This is a genomic window from Bacillus sp. GC_Bacil_1, assembly GCF_026540675.1.
Classification (GTDB): Bacteria; Bacillota; Bacilli; order Bacillales; family Bacillaceae_G; genus Bacillus_A; species Bacillus_A cereus.
Window position 1 is genome coordinate 31,561 of the sequence record NZ_JALNUG010000006.1, and the last position, 17,681, is coordinate 49,241.

The following is a 17,681-nucleotide window of genomic DNA, read 5'->3' on the forward strand; positions in this document are numbered from 1 at the left end:
TACCCTCTCTTTACCTATTTGACTACTTTTATTATAGGTGATGAGGAAAGCGGAAATCAAAACATACTTCTTATACTTTGTCCATATATATGAAGAAGAAAGGGGAATGACGATGGATGTAAGAGAACATACTTTTTTCTCTCTGCTTATTATTAGTTATTTTATTGCCTTTGGGGTTATACTTGGCGGTTCATTAATTGGTGGATTTGGTGCGTTTCTTATCGGAAAACCAGCTCTAACTTACATTAATCAATTCGCCCAAAATTTAAGAATTTGGGCACTCGTTGCAGCAATTGGTGGAACATTCGATACCTTTTATAGCTTTGAAAGAAGTTTCTTTGGCGGAGATATGAAAGATATCGTAAAACAAATTCTCCTTATTTTTTTCGCAACTGGTGGTATGCAAACAGGTCTCATTATTATTAAATGGCTAACGCAGGAACATGTATGAGAGTACCAAGTGCCAATACAGCAAAAAGATGGTACTTAGTATTAGCTGGTGCTGCTGTTGGAGGCGTGTTGAGCTGGTTTATTTTTTTGTACATATACGGTGTTTTTCAAGAAGAACAAGCTAGTAAAATAGCAGAACAAAGAGAAATTATAGAAAAACAAGAAGCAAAGCTCCACGTCCTTCTCGAAGATCAAGAAAAATTGAACACTGAAAACAAACGGCTCTTAACCATTCAAGAGATTAAAATAAAACTTATCAATCGAGAAAAATACGATTTAGACAATCTTACACTCGAAAATATGACTACATCTATCCATAATGATCTCCAGCATCTTTTAACGAAAAACATTCAAAGTATCGCAAAAAATAAAGACCTACTCAAAAAGGTAATCGAAAACAAAACGTACAAACATTACGATCGACTATACCGTTTTAAAGTCGATACAATATCTTTTGATACAGTGCTTGAAATTAGCATTACTATAGAAAAGGAAAAATAAAGAAGGAGGGCTTTAGCGCCGCTCCTTCTTTTCGTTCTAACATATAGTCCCTTATTTACAAATCTCACGTAAATCAGCAAAAAGACGATCCGCTTCTTCCCAAGAAGATGCCTTGGCACCAGAAGCCATCGGATGTCCTCCGCCGTTATATTGCATTGCCAATTTGTTTATAACTGGTCCTTTTGAACGAAGACGAACACGAATTACGTCGTCTTCCTCTAAAAATAGAACCCACGCCTTTAATCCATCAATATTGCCAAGCGCTCCAACAACACCAGATGCTTCAGAAGGAAGTACATCAAATTCTTCTAATACTTCTTTCGTTAATTTAATGTAAGCTGCTCCTTCTTCTACCATCGTAAAGTTTTGTAAAATATAACCGTTTAAACGAGCAATTTTTTCTTTTGTCTTATACATTTCATTGTATAAATCTGTGAATTTCACACCCATGTCAACAAGCTCACTTACGTAACGAAGTGTTTTTGCTGTCGTATTTGGGAATAAGAAACGACCTGTATCTCCAACAATTCCTGCTAAAATAAGGCGGGCTGCTTCTTTTGTTATTTTTAATCCTTTATCTTTTCCATAGTTATAAAACTCATAAATCATTTCACTTGTCGAACTCGCTGTCGTATCTACCCACGTAATATCTCCATATGGATCTTCATTTGGATGATGATCAATTTTAATTAACATCTTCCCTTTTGTATAGCGTTGATCGTCAACACGTTCTTGATTCGCAGTATCACAAACAATAACAAGCGCATTTTCGTATACACTATCTTCAATATCATCCATTACTCGTAAGTATGCTAACGACGGTTCATTGTACCCAACCGTATAAATATTTTTCTCTGGAAACGATTCTTTTAGAATTGTACCAAGGCCACCCTGTGAACCTAATGCATCTGGATCCGGACGCACGTGGCGATGAATAATAATTGTATCAAACTCTTTAATTGCTCCTAAAATTTGCTCATGCATATGTATAATCTCCTTTTTAATCAACTTCTTCACTTTATCTCTCATTATAACGGAAAGTATTTCATACATGCGAACAATTGCTTTATAATAAAAGTTAGAAAGTTTAGATATTTCTTTTTTCTCCACTATTTTTTTCATAAAACGATGGGAGTGTTCATTATGCCAGTATTAGTCTTCTGTATTATCATCTCATTTATGTTGTATCTCTTCTACAAAACAAAATACTTTCGTACAAACCGCCCAATGGAGAAAGGTTGGCTCTCTGGAAAATCCGCAATGGCACTCGGTTCATTCGTCTTATTCTTCGGGATAAACCAATTCTTTTTAGAACTTTCAACCGCTCGTATTATCGTTGGTATCTTATTCGTTCTATTTGGTAGTGCAAGTGTATTTAATGGATTTCGCCAATACACACATTTCTTACCATTAGCAGTTAAAGAAGCAGAAGTCTATGAAACAACGTAAAAAAGCATCAAAATTGTGATGCTTTTTTACGTCCTCTAACTTTTAAAATCATATATGCGACAAACGCAGATGGTATATTAAATGGGTTACCTTGTACGTGAAAATGTAATTGTTCTTCTCCAAAAGACATTTTTTCATATAGCTCTCGCTGAGATAATCCTGTCTTTTCCTTTTTTTCATGTAAACCTTGTAAATATAAATATTGGATCGGTATCATTACAAGAAAGTAAAATAGTGCGATACTACCAAAAAAGAGTACGGCTGACGACATAATGTATACCACCTCTCATAAATCCATTTTCTTACAATATAATCATAACACAATATACAACTAAATTAAATTACTATTCTGTCTTTTATTGCGTTACTTTTCCACTCCACCCCATACATATTTCACTAAAACTCTCATCTAAAACCATGCCTTTCAAATTTAAAACAACAAAAAAGATGGAACAAATCAAAACGATTTGTTCCATCTTTTTATTTATCAATTAACTGAACCATAAGTAATGCTTTTCCAACGACATTGCCCTCATGATGCACCTCTACATCAACCTTACCAAATTTACGCCCAATTTCTAATACTTTCGGATGAACGGACACAACATTATCAATTTGAACCGGCTTTACGAAATAAATCGTTAAGTTTTCAACAATTAAATCGCTTTTCTTTTGCGCACGAATGACGCGATTTGTCGCTTCTGTCACAATTGTTGCAAATACACCGTACGATAACGTTCCGATTGAGTTTGTCATTTGCGGCGTCACTGAAAATTGATATAGATGCTCATTTTTCGCTTCTTTTGGCGTCATAAATTGATTCGTTACAATATCATCAATTGTTTCTCCAACTTGTGGCTGACGTTGAATCATTTGCAGTGCCTGAAGTACATCTTGACGGCTAATGATACCTTGCAGTTTATTTCCTTCCTCAACGACAGGAAGTAATTCAATTCCTTCCCACACCATCATACGTGCCGCAGCTGCGACAGACATTTTACCATTCACTGTAATTGGGTGTTTTGTCATTACTTTATCAATTGGTGTTTCTTTCGCTACACCGATCATGTCTTTTGAAGTTACGATTCCTAGCACTTTTTTATTTTCATCGACAATTGGATATCTTCCGTGCATTGTCTCTTCATTATATGCATGCCATTGCTGTACTGTATCATGTGGCTTTAAATATAACGTTTCTTCAATTGGTGTTAAAATATCCTCAACAAGTACAATTTCTTTCTTAATCAGTTGATCATAAATTGCACGGTTAATTAACGTTGCGACCGTAAATGTATCGTAGCTACTTGAAATAATCGGCAGCTTTAATTCGTCTGCTAATTTCTTCACATGATCTTCCGTATCAAATCCACCCGTAATTAATACAGCGGCTCCAGTTTCTAGCGCTAATTGATGTGCATTCGTACGGTTACCAATAATGAGTAAATTCCCAGCTTCTGTATAGCGCATCATCGCTTCTAATTTCATAGCTCCGATTACGAATTTATTTAATGTTTTATGTAGTCCTTCTCTGCCCCCAAGTACTTGACCGTCGACAATGTTAACGACTTCTGCATATGTCAGTTTTTCGATATTTTCTTTCTTCTTTTGTTCAATTCGAATTGTTCCGACACGTTCAATTGTACTAACATACCCTTTATTTTCTGCATCTTTAATTGCACGGTAAGCTGTCCCTTCACTTACACTCAAATCTTTCGCAATTTGTCTTACAGAAATTTTATGGCCTACTGGCAGGCTATTAATATGTTCTAAAATTTGGTTATGCTTGGTAGCCAAATGGTTTCACCATACTTTCTTTTCCCTAAATTCTTCATGTGTTGTACTTTCAGTATACTATATTTTCAAAACTGTTACACTCTCTCTTTGCATACCTGTACTATTTTTTTTATAACAAAATGACTCTTACATTTCACCAGTCATTCTATTACAACAATGTAATGCTATTGTCATCTCATTCGATAGTTCGCCCACTTGATTCCCTATACAATGAAGACAAGAAATAAAACAAAGGAGCGTACACATGATGAAAAAATTTTTAGAGGTTGTAGGTGCTGTATTTTTAGCTTTCGTAGATGGGAAAAAAGTTGCAATGGAATTGAATGAAACACCTGAACAACCACGTACCAAAAGAAAAGAATCACCAAAACAAATACAAGCATTAAAAGCTGTCCTACACACGTAAAAAACCCTTCACTTTTCTTTTCAAATGAAGGGTTTCTTTTCTATAGTGTAATACTTTCTCCAGCTTCTAATACTTTCCCTGTACAATTTTGTAGCTTTTCTACAAATTGATATGGATCTTGTTCAATAACTGGGAACGTATTGTAATGCATCGGTACAACAGTTTTCGCATTAATCCATTTTGCCGCTAGTACAGCATCTTCTGGTCCCATTGTGAAATTATCACCAATTGGTAAAAATGCTAGATCAACTTTATTTAATTCCCCAATTAACTTCATATCAGAGAATAGTGCAGTATCTCCTGCGTGGTACACTGTTTTCTCTTCTGCTGTAAATAAAATACCTGCTGGCATACCTGTATATGTAATCGTCTTATTTGCTTCATCAATATAACTAGAGCCGTGGAATGCTTGTGTAAACTTCACTTTTCCGAAGTCAAATTCATGTGAACCACCAATATGCATCGGATGTGTATTTACACCTTGCCAACTTAAAAATGTTGCTAGTTCAAATGGCGCTACAACAACTGCATTATTTTTCTTCGCAAGTTCTACTGTATCTCCAACATGATCACCGTGTCCATGCGATAAAAGGATTGCATCCACTTTTACATCTTCAGCTTTTAAATCTGTTTTCGGATTACCTGTTAAAAACGGGTCAATTAAAATAACTTTTCCATTCGCCTCAATTTTCACAACTGAATGCCCATGATAAGATACTTTCATTATTACATTCCTCCCCTGTTCACATTCTCACTTTTTATTCTACATGATTTTTCAATTCCCTGTCTTTTCTAACATCTATTTACTTGTCATAACGCTTTCTTCCGAGTTAAAGTTATATTTGTAATTAAATATCTCGGGGGTGCCAATCGATGAATGCTAGATTAGAAAATTTAATGCAATGGCTAAAAGAAAAAAACATAGAAGCTGCGTTCTTAACTTCTACACCGAACGTCTTCTACATGACGAACTTCCACTGTGAACCGCATGAAAGATTACTTGGTATGTTTGTATTCCAAGAAAAAGAACCTATTTTAATTTGTCCTAAAATGGAAGAAGGTCAAGCACGTAACGCTGGCTGGGCACATGAAATTATCGGATTTACTGATACTGACAGACCATGGGATATGATTGCAAAAGCAATTAAAGACCGCGGCATCAATGCAAATGAAGTTGCAATTGAAAAAGAACATTTAAACGTAGAGCGCTACGAAGAATTAACGAAATTATTCCCAAATGCAGCTTTCAAATCAGCTGAGGAGAAAGTTCGCGAACTTCGTTTAATTAAAGATGAAAAAGAACTTTCTATTTTACGCGAAGCTGCTAAAATGGCGGACTACGCTGTTGAAGTTGGTGTAAATGCAATTAAAGAAAACCGTAGCGAGCTAGAAGTATTAGCAATTATTGAACACGAATTAAAAACAAAAGGCATACATAAGATGTCATTTGATACGATGGTATTAGCGGGTGCAAACTCTGCTCTTCCACACGGTATTCCTGGCGCAAACAAAATGAAGCGCGGTGATTTCGTACTATTTGATTTAGGTGTAATCATTGAAGGTTATTGCTCTGATATTACACGTACAGTAGCATTCGGTGAGATTTCTGAAGAGCAAACTCGCATTTACAACACTGTACTTGCTGGACAACTACAAGCAGTTGAAGCATGTAAACCAGGTGTTACACTTGGCGCAATCGATAACGCTGCTCGTTCTGTTATCGCAGATGCAGGTTACGGAGACTTCTTCCCGCACCGACTTGGTCATGGACTTGGAATTAGCGTACACGAATATCCAGATGTAAAAGCTGGTAACGAGTCTCCATTAAAAGAAGGTATGGTCTTCACAATCGAACCTGGTATTTACGTACCAAACGTAGGTGGCGTTCGTATTGAAGATGATATTTACATTACAAAAGACGGATCAGAAATTTTAACGAAATTCCCGAAAGAATTACAATTTGTAAAATAATAAAAAGGCAGCGTGAATGCTGCCTTTTTTTATTCCTCTACTATTTCAAATTTCTCTACAATCATTCTTGCTGGATAGCTTTCAAGTATTTGAGAAAACCATACTTTTATTTTATCCCCTGTTTTTAACTGTTTATATGCGTCTTTGTCCTTAAAGCTCAAGACTATATGCGATGGATGCTCTTTATTCATTTGTTGTTCTATATAATTTTGCAACTCTACTTTTGTTTCAAACGTTTTATCATCGGCAAAAAATACCGTGTCATTTCTTAATATGATATACCCTTCTTTAGGGACTTCTTTTACCGTTACCTGCTCTACTTGTTTTGTAGTACAAGCTGATAATATGACTAGAAATACACTTAAAAACATAACAATTTTCACATGCCTATTCATTTTTAACTCCTTACTTTAGGCTATTTCAAATTTAACACCATCTTCTCCTCATACTTATCATCCCATTTAATTACAACTTCTATCGGTTCATCTTTAGATAGAGGTGCACAACTTACACAAGAAGATTTTATTTCAACCCTTGCTCCTTTATGAACTTCTGACGTTTGTGTCATTGTACTAAAGGCTCCATTAATAGCAATCTCTAAGTTTTTAAATTCTGTCTTTCCATCCCCACCCTTATATTGAAACGTAAACATTCCATCTTCACTGTCATCCTTAATATGCCCTTTATATTGTCCAGTCCAACTTTTGCTCTCGCTAGAAAAATTAACATACGAAATGGAACAGCTTCCTAAAAAGAAAATACTAATGAAAAAGAATAATGCTCTCTTCATAATGCCCCTCCATTCAAATGCACTTATTTATTGTCTATTTCTTCCTTTAAATATTATTAAAAAAGAAGGCCACTCAAAAAGTGCCTTCTTCTATTTCACTAATATTTAATTGAAATTTCACGATCCAAACTGAGAAAAGGTGGACAAGAAGCGCAAACGCCATACATGCTCCACTTAAAAAAGTTAGTATAGGATGCGAATACACGTGCCCCAACCCATAGGATATCGCCACGAAAAACATTGTTATGTAAATATAAATTGCTCCATGTATTTGCCTCATATAAACCTCCTTTTCCCATATTATAACATAAATTTTCTGATTATTCACATTAATTACTTGTGATCAATATTTCTCAACTGTTACACCTCTTACAGCAGCCTTAATATACGGTGACCCTTGTAAACTTTGTAAATCCTCTGTTTTTCCCGTTACGACTATACCGTATATTGGTAAGTCTTTTGGTTTGGTGTTTTTTATTTCTTTATCCCGCATTAACGGGCAGTAAGACCTCACATCAAAATTCAGCGGAAGCAAGAAGTTAGATGGGGGATGAACCCCACACTGATTAAAGTTTCACTTTATAGTTTATCCTAAAATATTCTCAGTATCCCTCTTTATTTTCACTTAAAGACATCCAAATGCAGCTTTTATAAATTGTTTCATAATAAAAAGCACATCCATTTTGATGCGCTTCTCTGAAATACTATTCTATTATTTCATCGCTTCCTTCACAACATCTTGAATCATAACAACTTCTGTTTTCATATCAATAGACGGTGCTTCTTCATCGATACATTCATACCAAAATGCTAAGTGCTTTTTATCAATTTCATGATGCGAATTTTCGACAAAAATACCACCTTCTCCTTGCACAGAATACCAATATAAGTACTCTTCTCCATCTCTTATTTCCCGGAAAATTGTCTCAACGTACATTTTTTCGTCGTTTAATGTCAAAAGCGCTTCTTTCAAATTGTCATTAAGAAGCTGCATCCATTCATCTACTCGATGACTCTTACCAGGCTTAACTTTAAATCTTGTTAATTCTACATTCATTTTTATTCCCCCGTTTTCTTACGTACAAACAAACTATATTCTATTGGATGATAAAAACTTAATTTACTAGCTAATTTTCGCGAAGGAATATTGTCTACATAACAATCCCAGCTCGGTATAATGTCATTTTGCATGCAATGTTCAATGAACCTTGTTGCAACAGCTTGAGCTAATCCTTTCCCTTGATGCGCTTCATGTGTTGCAATATCTATTTCAGCAAAACCATTCCCGCTAAATATTGAGACACATTCAGCTACAATTATCCCATCTTGTTCTATACAAAATCCAAAACCACTGTTCAAAAACGTTTCTTTTGATCCCCAATACTCTTTGTAGTACTCCTCTTTAAATTCACTGCTGCGCTCTATATCTCTTCTATTAATACGCTTCACTTCATATGTATTTTTGTTAAAATCTCGTTGACTCTCTTCAAAGGTTACGCTTTGAAATTTCATTCGCGGGATGTTCCGAAGTACATTACTAAAACGCTCTTCTATCATCATTTCCCACTCTTCACTCGAAGTGAACAGTGTAAATCTCTTCTCTGTTTTTTCAATAGCCGTTTTTAAATATGAAAATAACTCTTCGTTATAATTTTGATCATCCGTATCACCAAATAAATAATAGATACCGTTAGCTGTAATAATTAATCCTGCTGTTAATTGCCCGTTTATAAAAACCTCACCATCTATCATTTGATCACATACCGCATAAGCAAACGTCGTCGTTCTTGTATTACCTTCTAAAACCGGAAGAACTTTTCTATAATCGGCTATAGATAATTTTTTCATAATTGCTCCACTTTAATCGTATCAGCCTCTATATGTTCAAAACAAAGATTTACCGTTCTCTTTAATGCTCTCGTTCTATGAATCGTACATGCTGGAATTAAAATAGAATCCTTTGGCTTTAAAACCGCTGTTTCTCCATCTTCAAAATCAATAAGTAATTCTCCCTCTAGCACAATAAATAATTCATCCGAATTAGAATGATAGTGCCAATCATATTCACCAGTAAATACAGCGATTCGTAAACAATGACTGTTTATATTTGAAACGACGAAGTTTTTATGTTGATCTTGAATGTCCTTTGTTAATTCTATTAAGTTCACAGTTTCCATCTTTCGTCTCATCCTTTCATTAGTCGTTCTTCTGAAAAATTAACTTAATCTCCACCACCTCCGCAATCTCCTCCACCATCACTTGAGCTACTACAATCACTACTACTGTAGTGACCGAATCCACTTGATGAGCTTGAAGTGTATGAAGATCTTTTGCTTCTTTTTCTATCTTTTTTACTTTCATGACTAGGCCATACTGTAGCAAAGAGTATAACGAATAAGGCTAATTCTATTACAACAAGTATAAATTCTAGAATGCTCTCAATAATATTGGGAGTTATCCCAAAACTGTAAAACACTCCAAATGAATACATACACAAAATTACATACAGAGCCATACAAATATACCGGAATGTTTTTTCTATCATAATGACTACTTTTTGTGAAAAAGGTATGTTCTGTTCCTGTTTTTTCTTTATGTACTTTTGTCTTTTAGCTTGCTTTTGCTTCCTTTTTTTACTCCCCATTGAATCCCCTCTTTTATTATATAATTCTAAATTATCATAATAAAAATCGATTTACACCAATAAATAACAATTATTCACATGTTATTTCCCCATATAAAAAAGACCCTCCTTATGAAAAGGAAGGTCTCAAATGTATTTCTATTATGATAAAGCAGGAGCTTTTTCAAGTAGCTCTTTCGCATCAGCGTATTGTAAGCCGTGAGCTTCTGCAACTGCTTCGAATGTTACATATCCATCTAATGTGTTAATACCTTTTAATAATGCAGAGTTGCCTAGGCAAGCATCTTTATAGCCTTTGTTCGCAATTTGTACTGCATATGGTACTGTTACGTTTGTTAATGCAAGAGTTGACGTACGTGGAACCGCACCTGGCATATTAGCAACTGCATAATGAACAACGCCATGTTTTTCGTAAGTTGGGTTGTCATGAGTTGTAATACGATCAGTTGTTTCGAAAATACCACCTTGGTCAATCGCAATATCTACAACGACAGAACCTGGTTCCATTGATTGAATCATTTCTTCAGTTACAAGTTTTGGCGCTTTTGCACCTGGAATTAATACTGCTCCAATAACAAGGTCAGATTCTTTAACAGCTTCTGCAATGTTGTATGGATTAGACATTAATGTTTTTACTTGGTTACCGAAAATATCATCTAATTGACGAAGACGTTCTGCACTTAAGTCAATGATTGTTACATCTGCACCTAAACCTACTGCAATCTTAGCTGCGTTTGTACCAGCTTGACCACCGCCGATGATTGTTACTTTGCCGCGTTTTACCCCTGGAACGCCTGCAAGTAAAATACCTTTACCGCCTTTGTTTTTCTCAAGGAATTGTGCACCGATTTGTGCAGACATACGACCAGCTACTTCACTCATAGGTGCAAGTAATGGTAAAGAACGATTGTCTAATTGTACTGTTTCGTATGCGATTGATGCAACTTTGTTATCGATTAATGCTTTCGTTAATTCTGGTTCTGGAGCTAAGTGTAAGTATGTGAATAAAATTAAACCTTCACGGAAATAGCCGTATTCACTTGCTACTGGCTCTTTTACCTTCATAACCATATCTTGATTCCATGCTTCTTCAGCAGTTTCTACAAGTTTCGCACCAGCTTGTACGTATTCTTCATCTGTAAAGCCAGATCCTAAACCTGCTCCTTTTTGAACAAAAACTTCGTGACCATTTTGTACTAAATGTACTGCTCCCGCTGGCGTCATTGCCACACGGTTTTCATTGTTCTTAATTTCTGTTGGAATACCGATACGCATGATTAGTTCCCCCCTTGAGTTATGAAATGACCCCTGAATCATTTTTTAAAGCGCTTTCTACGCTCTTATATTTTAACATAATATCTCAATATTTTACAAAAAATAATACAAGTTTTCCGATAGATTTAATTTTATATTAAAGGACAGTATTATCCGCACCTCTCAGCACAATGGATAAACTGTCCAATTATTCGAAACTTCATCTTATTTTATTCTATCGATGTCTATGAATAACATCCACTGCACCAGTCACTTCAATAATTGTACCGGTAATCATATCGGAATCGTCCTCACATAAAAACGAAATGGTTCTTGCAATATCTTCACCTGTTCCAGATCTACCAATCGGTGTGTTATGCTCTTTCATCTGACGTGCTTCTTGAATAGTTGCCTCTTTCATATCGCCAATAATATCACCAGGACATACCATGTTCGCAGTAATACCATACTCCGCTTCTTCATAAGCAACTGTTTTCGTTAATGAAACAAGTCCTACTTTCGCTGCGGCAAAAGCTGAACGATAAATCCATCCCGGTGCACTATCCGCCCCTTGAAATCCGTAATTAATAATACGGCCAAAGTTCTGTTTTCTCATGACCGGAACAACAAGTTTTAATAAATGAAATACCGCTGTTAAATTTCCCTGAATCATTTCATTCCATTCATTTTCTTCATAATCAACTAACTTTTTTCGTTCAAATACATATGGACCAGCATTATTAATTAAAAAGTCAATTTTGCCAAAACGGCTCATCGCTTCTTCTACTATTTTATGTAAATCTTCCTTTTTCGTGACATCTGCTTGCACGAATTGTAGACGCTCTTCCACATCTTTATATGTTTCTTTCATCGTTTCCATAGCCGTGATATCGCTATGATACGTTACTGTTACTGAATAGCCTTTAGCCAATAACTTTTCTGTTACTTGCTTTCCTAAACCTTTCGTACCGGCTGTAATGAGCGCATGTCTCACAAAACTGCCCCCTTTTAAATTGCTATACTTCATATGTAACAAGTTCTCGCTCCAATTACAACTAAAATGAATTGAAACAGAGTTTTCAAAATTCTGTAACGTTTCTGGCAAGCACGTTACCAAAATTTGTTTTATAATTAAGTTGTAAACAGTTATAAAACAGATTGGGAGGAATTTACTATGAATAATACATATACAAATATTTTAATCGCGGTGGATGGTTCTAAAGAAGCAGAAAAAGCCTTTAAAAAAGCAATCCAAGTCGCAAAGCGCAACAATGCAACATTAACAATTGCTCATATCGTTGATGTAAAAGCGTACTCAGCTGTAGAGGCTTATAGCCGTGCAATTGCTGAACGTGCAAATCTATTTGCAGAAGACTTATTAGAAGACTACAAAAAAACTGCTCTTGAAGCTGGTCTTGAAAAAATTGAAACTGTATTAGAATTTGGTAATCCTAAATCTAAAATTTCAAAAGAAATCGCTCCAAACCATAAAGTAGATTTAATTATGTGTGGCGCGACTGGTTTAAATGCTGTTGAGCGTTTCCTAATTGGTAGCGTCTCTGAACATATTATTCGCTATGCGAAATGCGATGTCCTTGTTGTTCGTGGTGATGAGGAGCAAGGTGATCTTTAATTTATAGATAAAACACCAAGTCCACATAGGCTTGGTGTTTTTCATTTTATCAACTTCACTATAAACACAAGACATGCTACGACAACAACGGTAATTGCCAACACATAGGGCGGAAGAAACTTCAAAGACCATAATGCCATCATAATCGTCGCAACCGTTAAGTACGTTCGTCTTGCACCTTCTGTCATTTTTTTACGAAATAAGAAAACGTACAAATAACCAATTGGTGGCGTAATAAAGCAAAGAACGTATATGATTTTTGATTTTAAATACCACTTTTGTTCTCCAAGTTTCTTTATATCTTCTTCTATTCTCTTATGCTCTTGTTCTTTCGCTTCTTCTACAAGCGGATTTTCCCCTTCGCCTCGCTTTTCTTTCATATAAGGAAGAAAGTGCATAAAAAAATAGTATGCGAATACGAATGCTCCAAATCCAATATTTACTCTTTCTAATGGAATATGTTCACTAAAAAAAGCAGCAGTAAGCACTACAGACAAACAGTATGTCATCATCCAAAATGAACGTTTTCTCTTTTTCCGTTCCATTTCTTTTTTGCCTTGTATATCTTTTCTTTTCGAAAGCCATATAGAAATAAAGCAATCTACTACAAATAGAGCAAAAATAAATATCGCAACGTGTACTGTTTCTAAATCCTCAAATGAAAAGATATTTGGGAATGCAACATGCAATACAATTAGCGTGTACAAGATTAGCCCTATAAAATAAATACGTCTCATTTTTCATCCCTTTCTTATTTCCTAACATTACGTTAACATACATTTTTTAGAAATAGACGGACAAAATATATATGTGTAAAAAAGGAGGATGCTATATGGATGATTCTGAACGCATTATTTTAGACGTGAACGGAAAAGAAATTGAAATGCTAGATACAATTCGCACTCATTTTAAAGAGAAACATGGCGTTGAACTAAGTAATGGTGCATTGCTTCGTGATTTGATGGATATTGAGTATATTCGAATTACAGAAGATCGACATAAGTATGATTAATTTTGGGCTATAAAAAAAAGAAGGTAAGCTTCTCTCCATCAAGATTAGCGTACCTTCTTCCCTATAAAATCAATCAACTTCTAACAAACTCTCCAACTAACCCCTTCGCCTTCTCCAAAGCGTTTTTGATTTGTTCAAACCCTGTCCCACCAGCACTGTTACGACGCTTTACAGCCGCATATGGTGAAAGAACTTCATACAAATCTTCTTCAAATAAAGAGCTCATTTCTTGATATGTTTCAAGCGGGACATCTAATAAATAAATTCCTTTTTGTGTGCAATGTAGCACTAACTTCCCAACAATTTCATGAGCTTGACGGAATGGTAGTCCTTTGTTTGCTAAGTAGTCGGCAATTTCTGTTGCGTTGGAGAAATCTTGCGTCACAGCTTGCCCCATTTTTTCTTTGTTTACAGTCATCGTTTCAAGCATGCCCGCCATAATATGAAGGCATCCTTCTACTGTTTTGACTGTATCAAACATTCCTTCTTTATCTTCTTGTAAGTCTTTATTGTAAGCGAGTGGTAATCCTTTCATTACTGTAAGTAAACTGAATAAATTACCGTATACTCTGCCTGTTTTACCACGGATTAGTTCCGCCATATCCGGATTTTTCTTTTGCGGCATAATGCTGCTTCCTGTCGCGTATTGATCGCTCATTTCAATAAATTGAAACTCTTGGCTACTCCATAAAATAAGTTCTTCACAAAAGCGTGATAAGTGCATCATAAGCATAGATGAGTTACTTAAAAACTCCAGTATGAAATCACGATCACTTACTGCATCTAAACTATTTTCATAGATTCCATTAAACCTAAGAAGTTCCGCACTATATTCTCGGTCGATCGGGAATGTCGTCCCAGCTAGCGCTCCTGCTCCTAATGGGGAGATATTAATACGCTTTAATGAATCTTCATAACGATTCACATCACGCTCTAACATCCAAAAGTAAGCAAGAATATGATGAGCAAATGAAATCGGCTGGGCACGCTGTAAATGCGTATAGCCAGGCATAATTGTCTCAATGTTATTTTCTGCTTGATGAACAAGAACAGTTTGCAATTGTTTTGTAGCTTTTATAATATGTTCTACCTTTTCTTTTAAATACAAATGCATATCTGTCGCCACTTGATCGTTACGACTTCGGCCTGTATGAAGTTTCCCTCCTACTTCACCGATTTTTTCAATTAACATCTTTTCAATATTTAAATGAATATCTTCAGCTTCAACCGAAAAATGTAATTTATTTTGTTTCGCTTCTTCTAATAAATATTGAAGACCTATCTTTATTTTCTCTGCCTCTTCTTTCGTAACGATGCCTTGCTTTGCTAGCATCGTTACGTGTGCAATACTCCCGTTTATATCTTGATTTACTAATTGTTGATCGAAGGAGATGGATGCTCCAAACTCTTCAACCCACGCTTCCGCTTCTTCCGTAAATCGTCCGCCCCAAAGTTTGCTCACGCTTCCACCTTCTTTTGATTCACTTGGCTGTATACTTTCGTCGGTAAACCGAATAATGAAATGAATCCAACTGCTGCATCATGATTAAATTCATCTTGAGCAGTATATGTTGCTAATTTTTCATCGTATAAAGAGTATTCAGATTTACGTCCTTCTACAATCGCATGACCTTTAAATAATTTCACACGCACTGTACCTGTTACATTCTTTTGCGTTTCTTGTAAAAATGCATGAAGCGCTTGTTTTAAAGGTGAGAACCATAAACCATTATAAATAAGTTCTGTTATTTTCTGTTCAATCACTGGTTTAAAATGCGCTACTTCTTTTACGTGTGTTAAATCTTCCAACTCTTTATGCGCAGTGATTAACGTCATTGCTGCTGGGCATTCGTATACTTCACGAGATTTAATACCGACAAGACGATTTTCTACGTGATCAATACGTCCAACGCCGTGTTTTCCAGCAAGCGCATTTAACGTTTTAATTAATTCTGAAAGTGAATATGCAGTACCATTTAAAGTAGTCGGTACGCCTGCTTCAAATCCGATTTCTACAAACTCTGGTTTATTCGGTGTATCTTCTAATGCCAATGTCATCTCATATGCATCTTCTGGCGGCGCTGCCCATGGATCTTCTAAAATTCCACATTCGTTGCTGCGTCCCCATAAGTTTTGATCGATTGAAAACGGGCTATCTAAATTAATCGGAATTGGTACATCGTTTTCTTTTGCATATGCAATTTCTTCTTCACGTGACCATTTCCATTCACGTACAGGCGCAATCACTTCTAAGTAAGGATTTAATGCTTGGATAGAAACTTCAAAACGAACTTGGTCATTTCCTTTCCCTGTACATCCGTGTGCAACTGCAGTTGCGCCTTCTTGTTCTGCGATTTCCACTAATTTCTTCGCAATAAGCGGACGAGATAATGCAGAGACAAGAGGGTATTTCCCTTCGTATAATGTGTGTGCTTGCATCGCCATCAATGCATATTCATTCGCAAATTCTTCTTGGACATCCACCATATATGATTTAATTGCACCAACTGAAAGCGCCTTTTCTTTCACAAACCCTAAGTCTTTCCCTTCCCCTAAGTCTAAACAAAGCGCGATAATATCATAATTCTTCTCTTGTAACCATTTAATTGCAACGGAAGTATCAAGACCTCCGGAATATGCTAATACAACTTTTTTCTTCTCCATTTTGCATCCCCCTAAAGAATAAATATTCATTTTTTTTTATAATAATTCACACTTTACCACCTTTCACAAAATGTATCAAGAGTCATTTTCAAATTTTTTCAAACAATTTCGTCGAACTTCTTTCTGTTTTTCTGTACAATATAAGCAGGAAAACGGGGGTGAACTTATGGAAAAGTATTTCTTATACGATGAACATCTAGGAATTGAAATTCCACATTTACAAGAAGACTGGGAAGAAATCCCCGAAAAAATGCAACATGCTATTTTACTAAAATGGGAACAAGTTCGCGGGAAAATTCCTGATCGTATAAAAGAACTTGAGTACTATATTAATACAAAACAACATTATTTAAATAACGAAGAAGACTTCGAAGTTTCTTGTAAACTAAATTCAGAAATTGCCGATCTTGCTTCTATCATTAATGACCTTTGGCTTTGGTATCGCCTCACTCAAAATGTATCTGAGGGGAAAGCACACCAATGAAAAAAGCATGCCCCTCAATTACTTTGGGTCATGCTTTTTTGTCGTAACATGATTTACAATATATTTCTTGTGCTGTTTTCGCCAAACATACATCGAATGGACCAACTAATATACTTCTTTCTTTCGGCAACTTTACAAAAGCAACAAGCTCTTCTTCATATTGAATTTTTTTCTGACATGAAACGCATATTAATTCTTTTCTTTTGAACATATCTTTTAACATATCTTCACTCTCCCCTTCATCTATCTATATTAATATACTCTCATAATAGTTAAGACTTGTAAAAAAATGACACATTCCGAATCGAATGATTCATATACTATGTACAAAAGGAGGTCTAAAGCTTATGCGTGCTTTCGTTATTATCGCTTTAACTTTTTTAAGTGTGATTAGTTGGGATGCGTTTTTTAAAGATAAAAGTGATGAAAAGAATACAACTGAATAAAACCCTTTTTTTCTTACTTATTGGACAAACCGTTACAAACTGTCCAATCCTCCGAAATAACTTAGGCTTTTCTACAAAAATATTTAAACATAACATTTTTTGTAGATTCCCTCCGTTTATTGTCGGTTTCCATCCGCATACATTTTTTAAAAGTATGATATAATAGTATAAATCTTGAAGGAA

Annotated in this window: 25 protein-coding genes and 1 pseudogene; 8 read left to right on the forward strand and 18 right to left on the reverse strand. The window is 35.5% G+C overall.

The genetic code is table 11. The annotated features are described in order from the left end of the window. Positions 1 to 37: 37 nt before the first annotated feature. Entirely contained in the window at positions 38 to 451 is a 414-nt protein-coding gene (locus OXT04_RS11085) for a YtrH family sporulation protein (RefSeq protein WP_002005839.1), read from the forward strand. Further along, positions 448 to 951, forward strand: a complete 504-nt coding sequence (gene ytrI / locus OXT04_RS11090; RefSeq protein WP_001265736.1) for a sporulation membrane protein YtrI — start codon at positions 448 to 450, stop codon at positions 949 to 951. The genes OXT04_RS11085 and ytrI overlap by 4 nt, the downstream gene beginning before the upstream one ends. A 51-nt stretch (positions 952 to 1,002) precedes the next feature. On the opposite strand, the gene OXT04_RS11095 is transcribed toward ytrI, so the two are convergent. Further along, entirely contained in the window at positions 1,003 to 1,935 is a 933-nt protein-coding gene (locus OXT04_RS11095) for a DHH family phosphoesterase (RefSeq protein ID WP_000545129.1), read from the reverse strand. 159 nt (positions 1,936 to 2,094) lie between these two features. Here OXT04_RS11095 and OXT04_RS11100 point away from each other — a divergent pair, with 159 nt between their 5' ends. Then, entirely contained in the window at positions 2,095 to 2,400 is a 306-nt protein-coding gene (locus OXT04_RS11100) for a YtpI family protein (RefSeq protein ID WP_090976923.1), read from the forward strand. Positions 2,401 to 2,407: 7 nt separating this feature from the next. Here OXT04_RS11100 and OXT04_RS11105 read toward each other — a convergent pair whose 3' ends face one another. Continuing rightward, positions 2,408 to 2,671, reverse strand: a complete 264-nt coding sequence (locus tag OXT04_RS11105) for a DUF3949 domain-containing protein (RefSeq protein WP_000093046.1) — start codon at positions 2,669 to 2,671, stop codon at positions 2,408 to 2,410. Positions 2,672 to 2,880: 209 nt separating this feature from the next. Further along, complete coding sequence (locus OXT04_RS11110; protein ID WP_000201579.1) at positions 2,881 to 4,194, reverse strand: CBS domain-containing protein; 1,314 nt, start codon at positions 4,192 to 4,194, stop codon at positions 2,881 to 2,883. 244 nt (positions 4,195 to 4,438) lie between these two features. On the opposite strand from OXT04_RS11110, the gene OXT04_RS11115 reads away from it, so the two are divergent. Further along, positions 4,439 to 4,600 carry a hypothetical protein gene (locus OXT04_RS11115; protein WP_000976017.1) on the forward strand — a complete coding sequence of 54 codons (162 nt, stop codon included), beginning with the start codon at positions 4,439 to 4,441 and terminating at the stop codon, positions 4,598 to 4,600. 40 nt (positions 4,601 to 4,640) lie between these two features. Here the strand turns inward: OXT04_RS11115 and OXT04_RS11120 are convergent, their stop codons facing one another. Next, entirely contained in the window at positions 4,641 to 5,324 is a 684-nt protein-coding gene (locus OXT04_RS11120; RefSeq protein WP_000868922.1) for a metal-dependent hydrolase, read from the reverse strand. A gap of 149 nt (positions 5,325 to 5,473) precedes the next feature. Here OXT04_RS11120 and pepQ point away from each other — a divergent pair, with 149 nt between their 5' ends. Then, on the forward strand, positions 5,474 to 6,571 hold the full coding sequence (gene pepQ, locus OXT04_RS11125; protein ID WP_100910439.1) for a Xaa-Pro dipeptidase: 1,098 nt from the start codon (positions 5,474 to 5,476) through the stop codon (positions 6,569 to 6,571). Positions 6,572 to 6,600: 29 nt separating this feature from the next. On the opposite strand, the gene OXT04_RS11130 is transcribed toward pepQ, so the two are convergent. The 10 genes and pseudogenes from OXT04_RS11130 to OXT04_RS11175 all read right to left on the reverse strand — a co-directional run bounded on the left by OXT04_RS11130 (position 6,601) and on the right by OXT04_RS11175 (position 12,286). After that, positions 6,601 to 6,966, reverse strand: a complete 366-nt coding sequence (locus OXT04_RS11130; RefSeq protein ID WP_001079430.1) for a DUF3221 domain-containing protein — start codon at positions 6,964 to 6,966, stop codon at positions 6,601 to 6,603. 20 nt (positions 6,967 to 6,986) lie between these two features. Then, on the reverse strand, positions 6,987 to 7,361 hold the full coding sequence (locus OXT04_RS11135; protein ID WP_000816700.1) for a hypothetical protein: 375 nt from the start codon (positions 7,359 to 7,361) through the stop codon (positions 6,987 to 6,989). A gap of 73 nt (positions 7,362 to 7,434) precedes the next feature. After that, the gene (locus tag OXT04_RS11140; RefSeq protein WP_001248905.1) at positions 7,435 to 7,641 is read right to left on the reverse strand and encodes a hypothetical protein; all 207 of its coding nucleotides are present in this window, start codon (positions 7,639 to 7,641) and stop codon (positions 7,435 to 7,437) included. Positions 7,642 to 7,704: 63 nt separating this feature from the next. Next, a pseudogene (locus OXT04_RS11145) lies at positions 7,705 to 7,845 on the reverse strand (anti sigma factor C-terminal domain-containing protein); the annotation flags it as partial. A gap of 228 nt (positions 7,846 to 8,073) precedes the next feature. Beyond that, on the reverse strand, positions 8,074 to 8,418 hold the full coding sequence (locus tag OXT04_RS11150; protein ID WP_267414519.1) for a DUF6176 family protein: 345 nt from the start codon (positions 8,416 to 8,418) through the stop codon (positions 8,074 to 8,076). Positions 8,419 to 8,420: 2 nt separating this feature from the next. Beyond that, on the reverse strand, positions 8,421 to 9,209 hold the full coding sequence (locus OXT04_RS11155; RefSeq protein WP_097853891.1) for a GNAT family N-acetyltransferase: 789 nt from the start codon (positions 9,207 to 9,209) through the stop codon (positions 8,421 to 8,423). Then, on the reverse strand, positions 9,206 to 9,538 hold the full coding sequence (locus tag OXT04_RS11160; RefSeq protein ID WP_000450930.1) for a cupin domain-containing protein: 333 nt from the start codon (positions 9,536 to 9,538) through the stop codon (positions 9,206 to 9,208). Before OXT04_RS11160 ends, OXT04_RS11155 begins: the two co-directional genes overlap by 4 nt. A gap of 44 nt (positions 9,539 to 9,582) precedes the next feature. After that, positions 9,583 to 10,005, reverse strand: a complete 423-nt coding sequence (locus OXT04_RS11165; protein WP_097853892.1) for a hypothetical protein — start codon at positions 10,003 to 10,005, stop codon at positions 9,583 to 9,585. Between the two features lie 141 nt (positions 10,006 to 10,146). Further along, positions 10,147 to 11,280, reverse strand: coding sequence for an alanine dehydrogenase (gene ald / locus OXT04_RS11170; protein WP_001219401.1), 1,134 nt, complete (start codon positions 11,278 to 11,280; stop codon positions 10,147 to 10,149). Positions 11,281 to 11,494: 214 nt separating this feature from the next. Then, complete coding sequence (locus tag OXT04_RS11175; RefSeq protein WP_033657532.1) at positions 11,495 to 12,286, reverse strand: SDR family oxidoreductase; 792 nt, start codon at positions 12,284 to 12,286, stop codon at positions 11,495 to 11,497. Between the two features lie 147 nt (positions 12,287 to 12,433). On the opposite strand from OXT04_RS11175, the gene OXT04_RS11180 reads away from it, so the two are divergent. Further along, positions 12,434 to 12,892: a universal stress protein gene (locus tag OXT04_RS11180; RefSeq protein ID WP_001066672.1), complete on the forward strand. Its 459-nt coding sequence runs from the start codon at positions 12,434 to 12,436 to the stop codon at positions 12,890 to 12,892. Between the two features lie 41 nt (positions 12,893 to 12,933). Here OXT04_RS11180 and OXT04_RS11185 read toward each other — a convergent pair whose 3' ends face one another. Beyond that, entirely contained in the window at positions 12,934 to 13,629 is a 696-nt protein-coding gene (locus OXT04_RS11185) for a hypothetical protein (RefSeq protein ID WP_001252888.1), read from the reverse strand. Between the two features lie 95 nt (positions 13,630 to 13,724). Here OXT04_RS11185 and OXT04_RS11190 point away from each other — a divergent pair, with 95 nt between their 5' ends. Then, positions 13,725 to 13,904, forward strand: a complete 180-nt coding sequence (locus OXT04_RS11190) for a hypothetical protein (RefSeq protein WP_000342760.1) — start codon at positions 13,725 to 13,727, stop codon at positions 13,902 to 13,904. Positions 13,905 to 13,977: 73 nt separating this feature from the next. Here OXT04_RS11190 and argH read toward each other — a convergent pair whose 3' ends face one another. After that, positions 13,978 to 15,366, reverse strand: a complete 1,389-nt coding sequence (gene argH, locus OXT04_RS11195; protein WP_000041261.1) for an argininosuccinate lyase — start codon at positions 15,364 to 15,366, stop codon at positions 13,978 to 13,980. After that, on the reverse strand, positions 15,363 to 16,568 hold the full coding sequence (locus tag OXT04_RS11200; RefSeq protein WP_000412336.1) for an argininosuccinate synthase: 1,206 nt from the start codon (positions 16,566 to 16,568) through the stop codon (positions 15,363 to 15,365). The genes argH and OXT04_RS11200 overlap by 4 nt, the downstream gene beginning before the upstream one ends. Positions 16,569 to 16,734: 166 nt before the next feature. Here OXT04_RS11200 and OXT04_RS11205 point away from each other — a divergent pair, with 166 nt between their 5' ends. Then, positions 16,735 to 17,052, forward strand: a complete 318-nt coding sequence (locus OXT04_RS11205; RefSeq protein WP_000417220.1) for a hypothetical protein — start codon at positions 16,735 to 16,737, stop codon at positions 17,050 to 17,052. Between the two features lie 28 nt (positions 17,053 to 17,080). On the opposite strand, the gene OXT04_RS11210 is transcribed toward OXT04_RS11205, so the two are convergent. Continuing rightward, a complete protein-coding gene (locus OXT04_RS11210; protein WP_000910278.1) occupies positions 17,081 to 17,275 on the reverse strand; it encodes a hypothetical protein in 195 nt (64 codons plus the stop codon). Positions 17,276 to 17,681 lie beyond the last annotated feature (406 nt).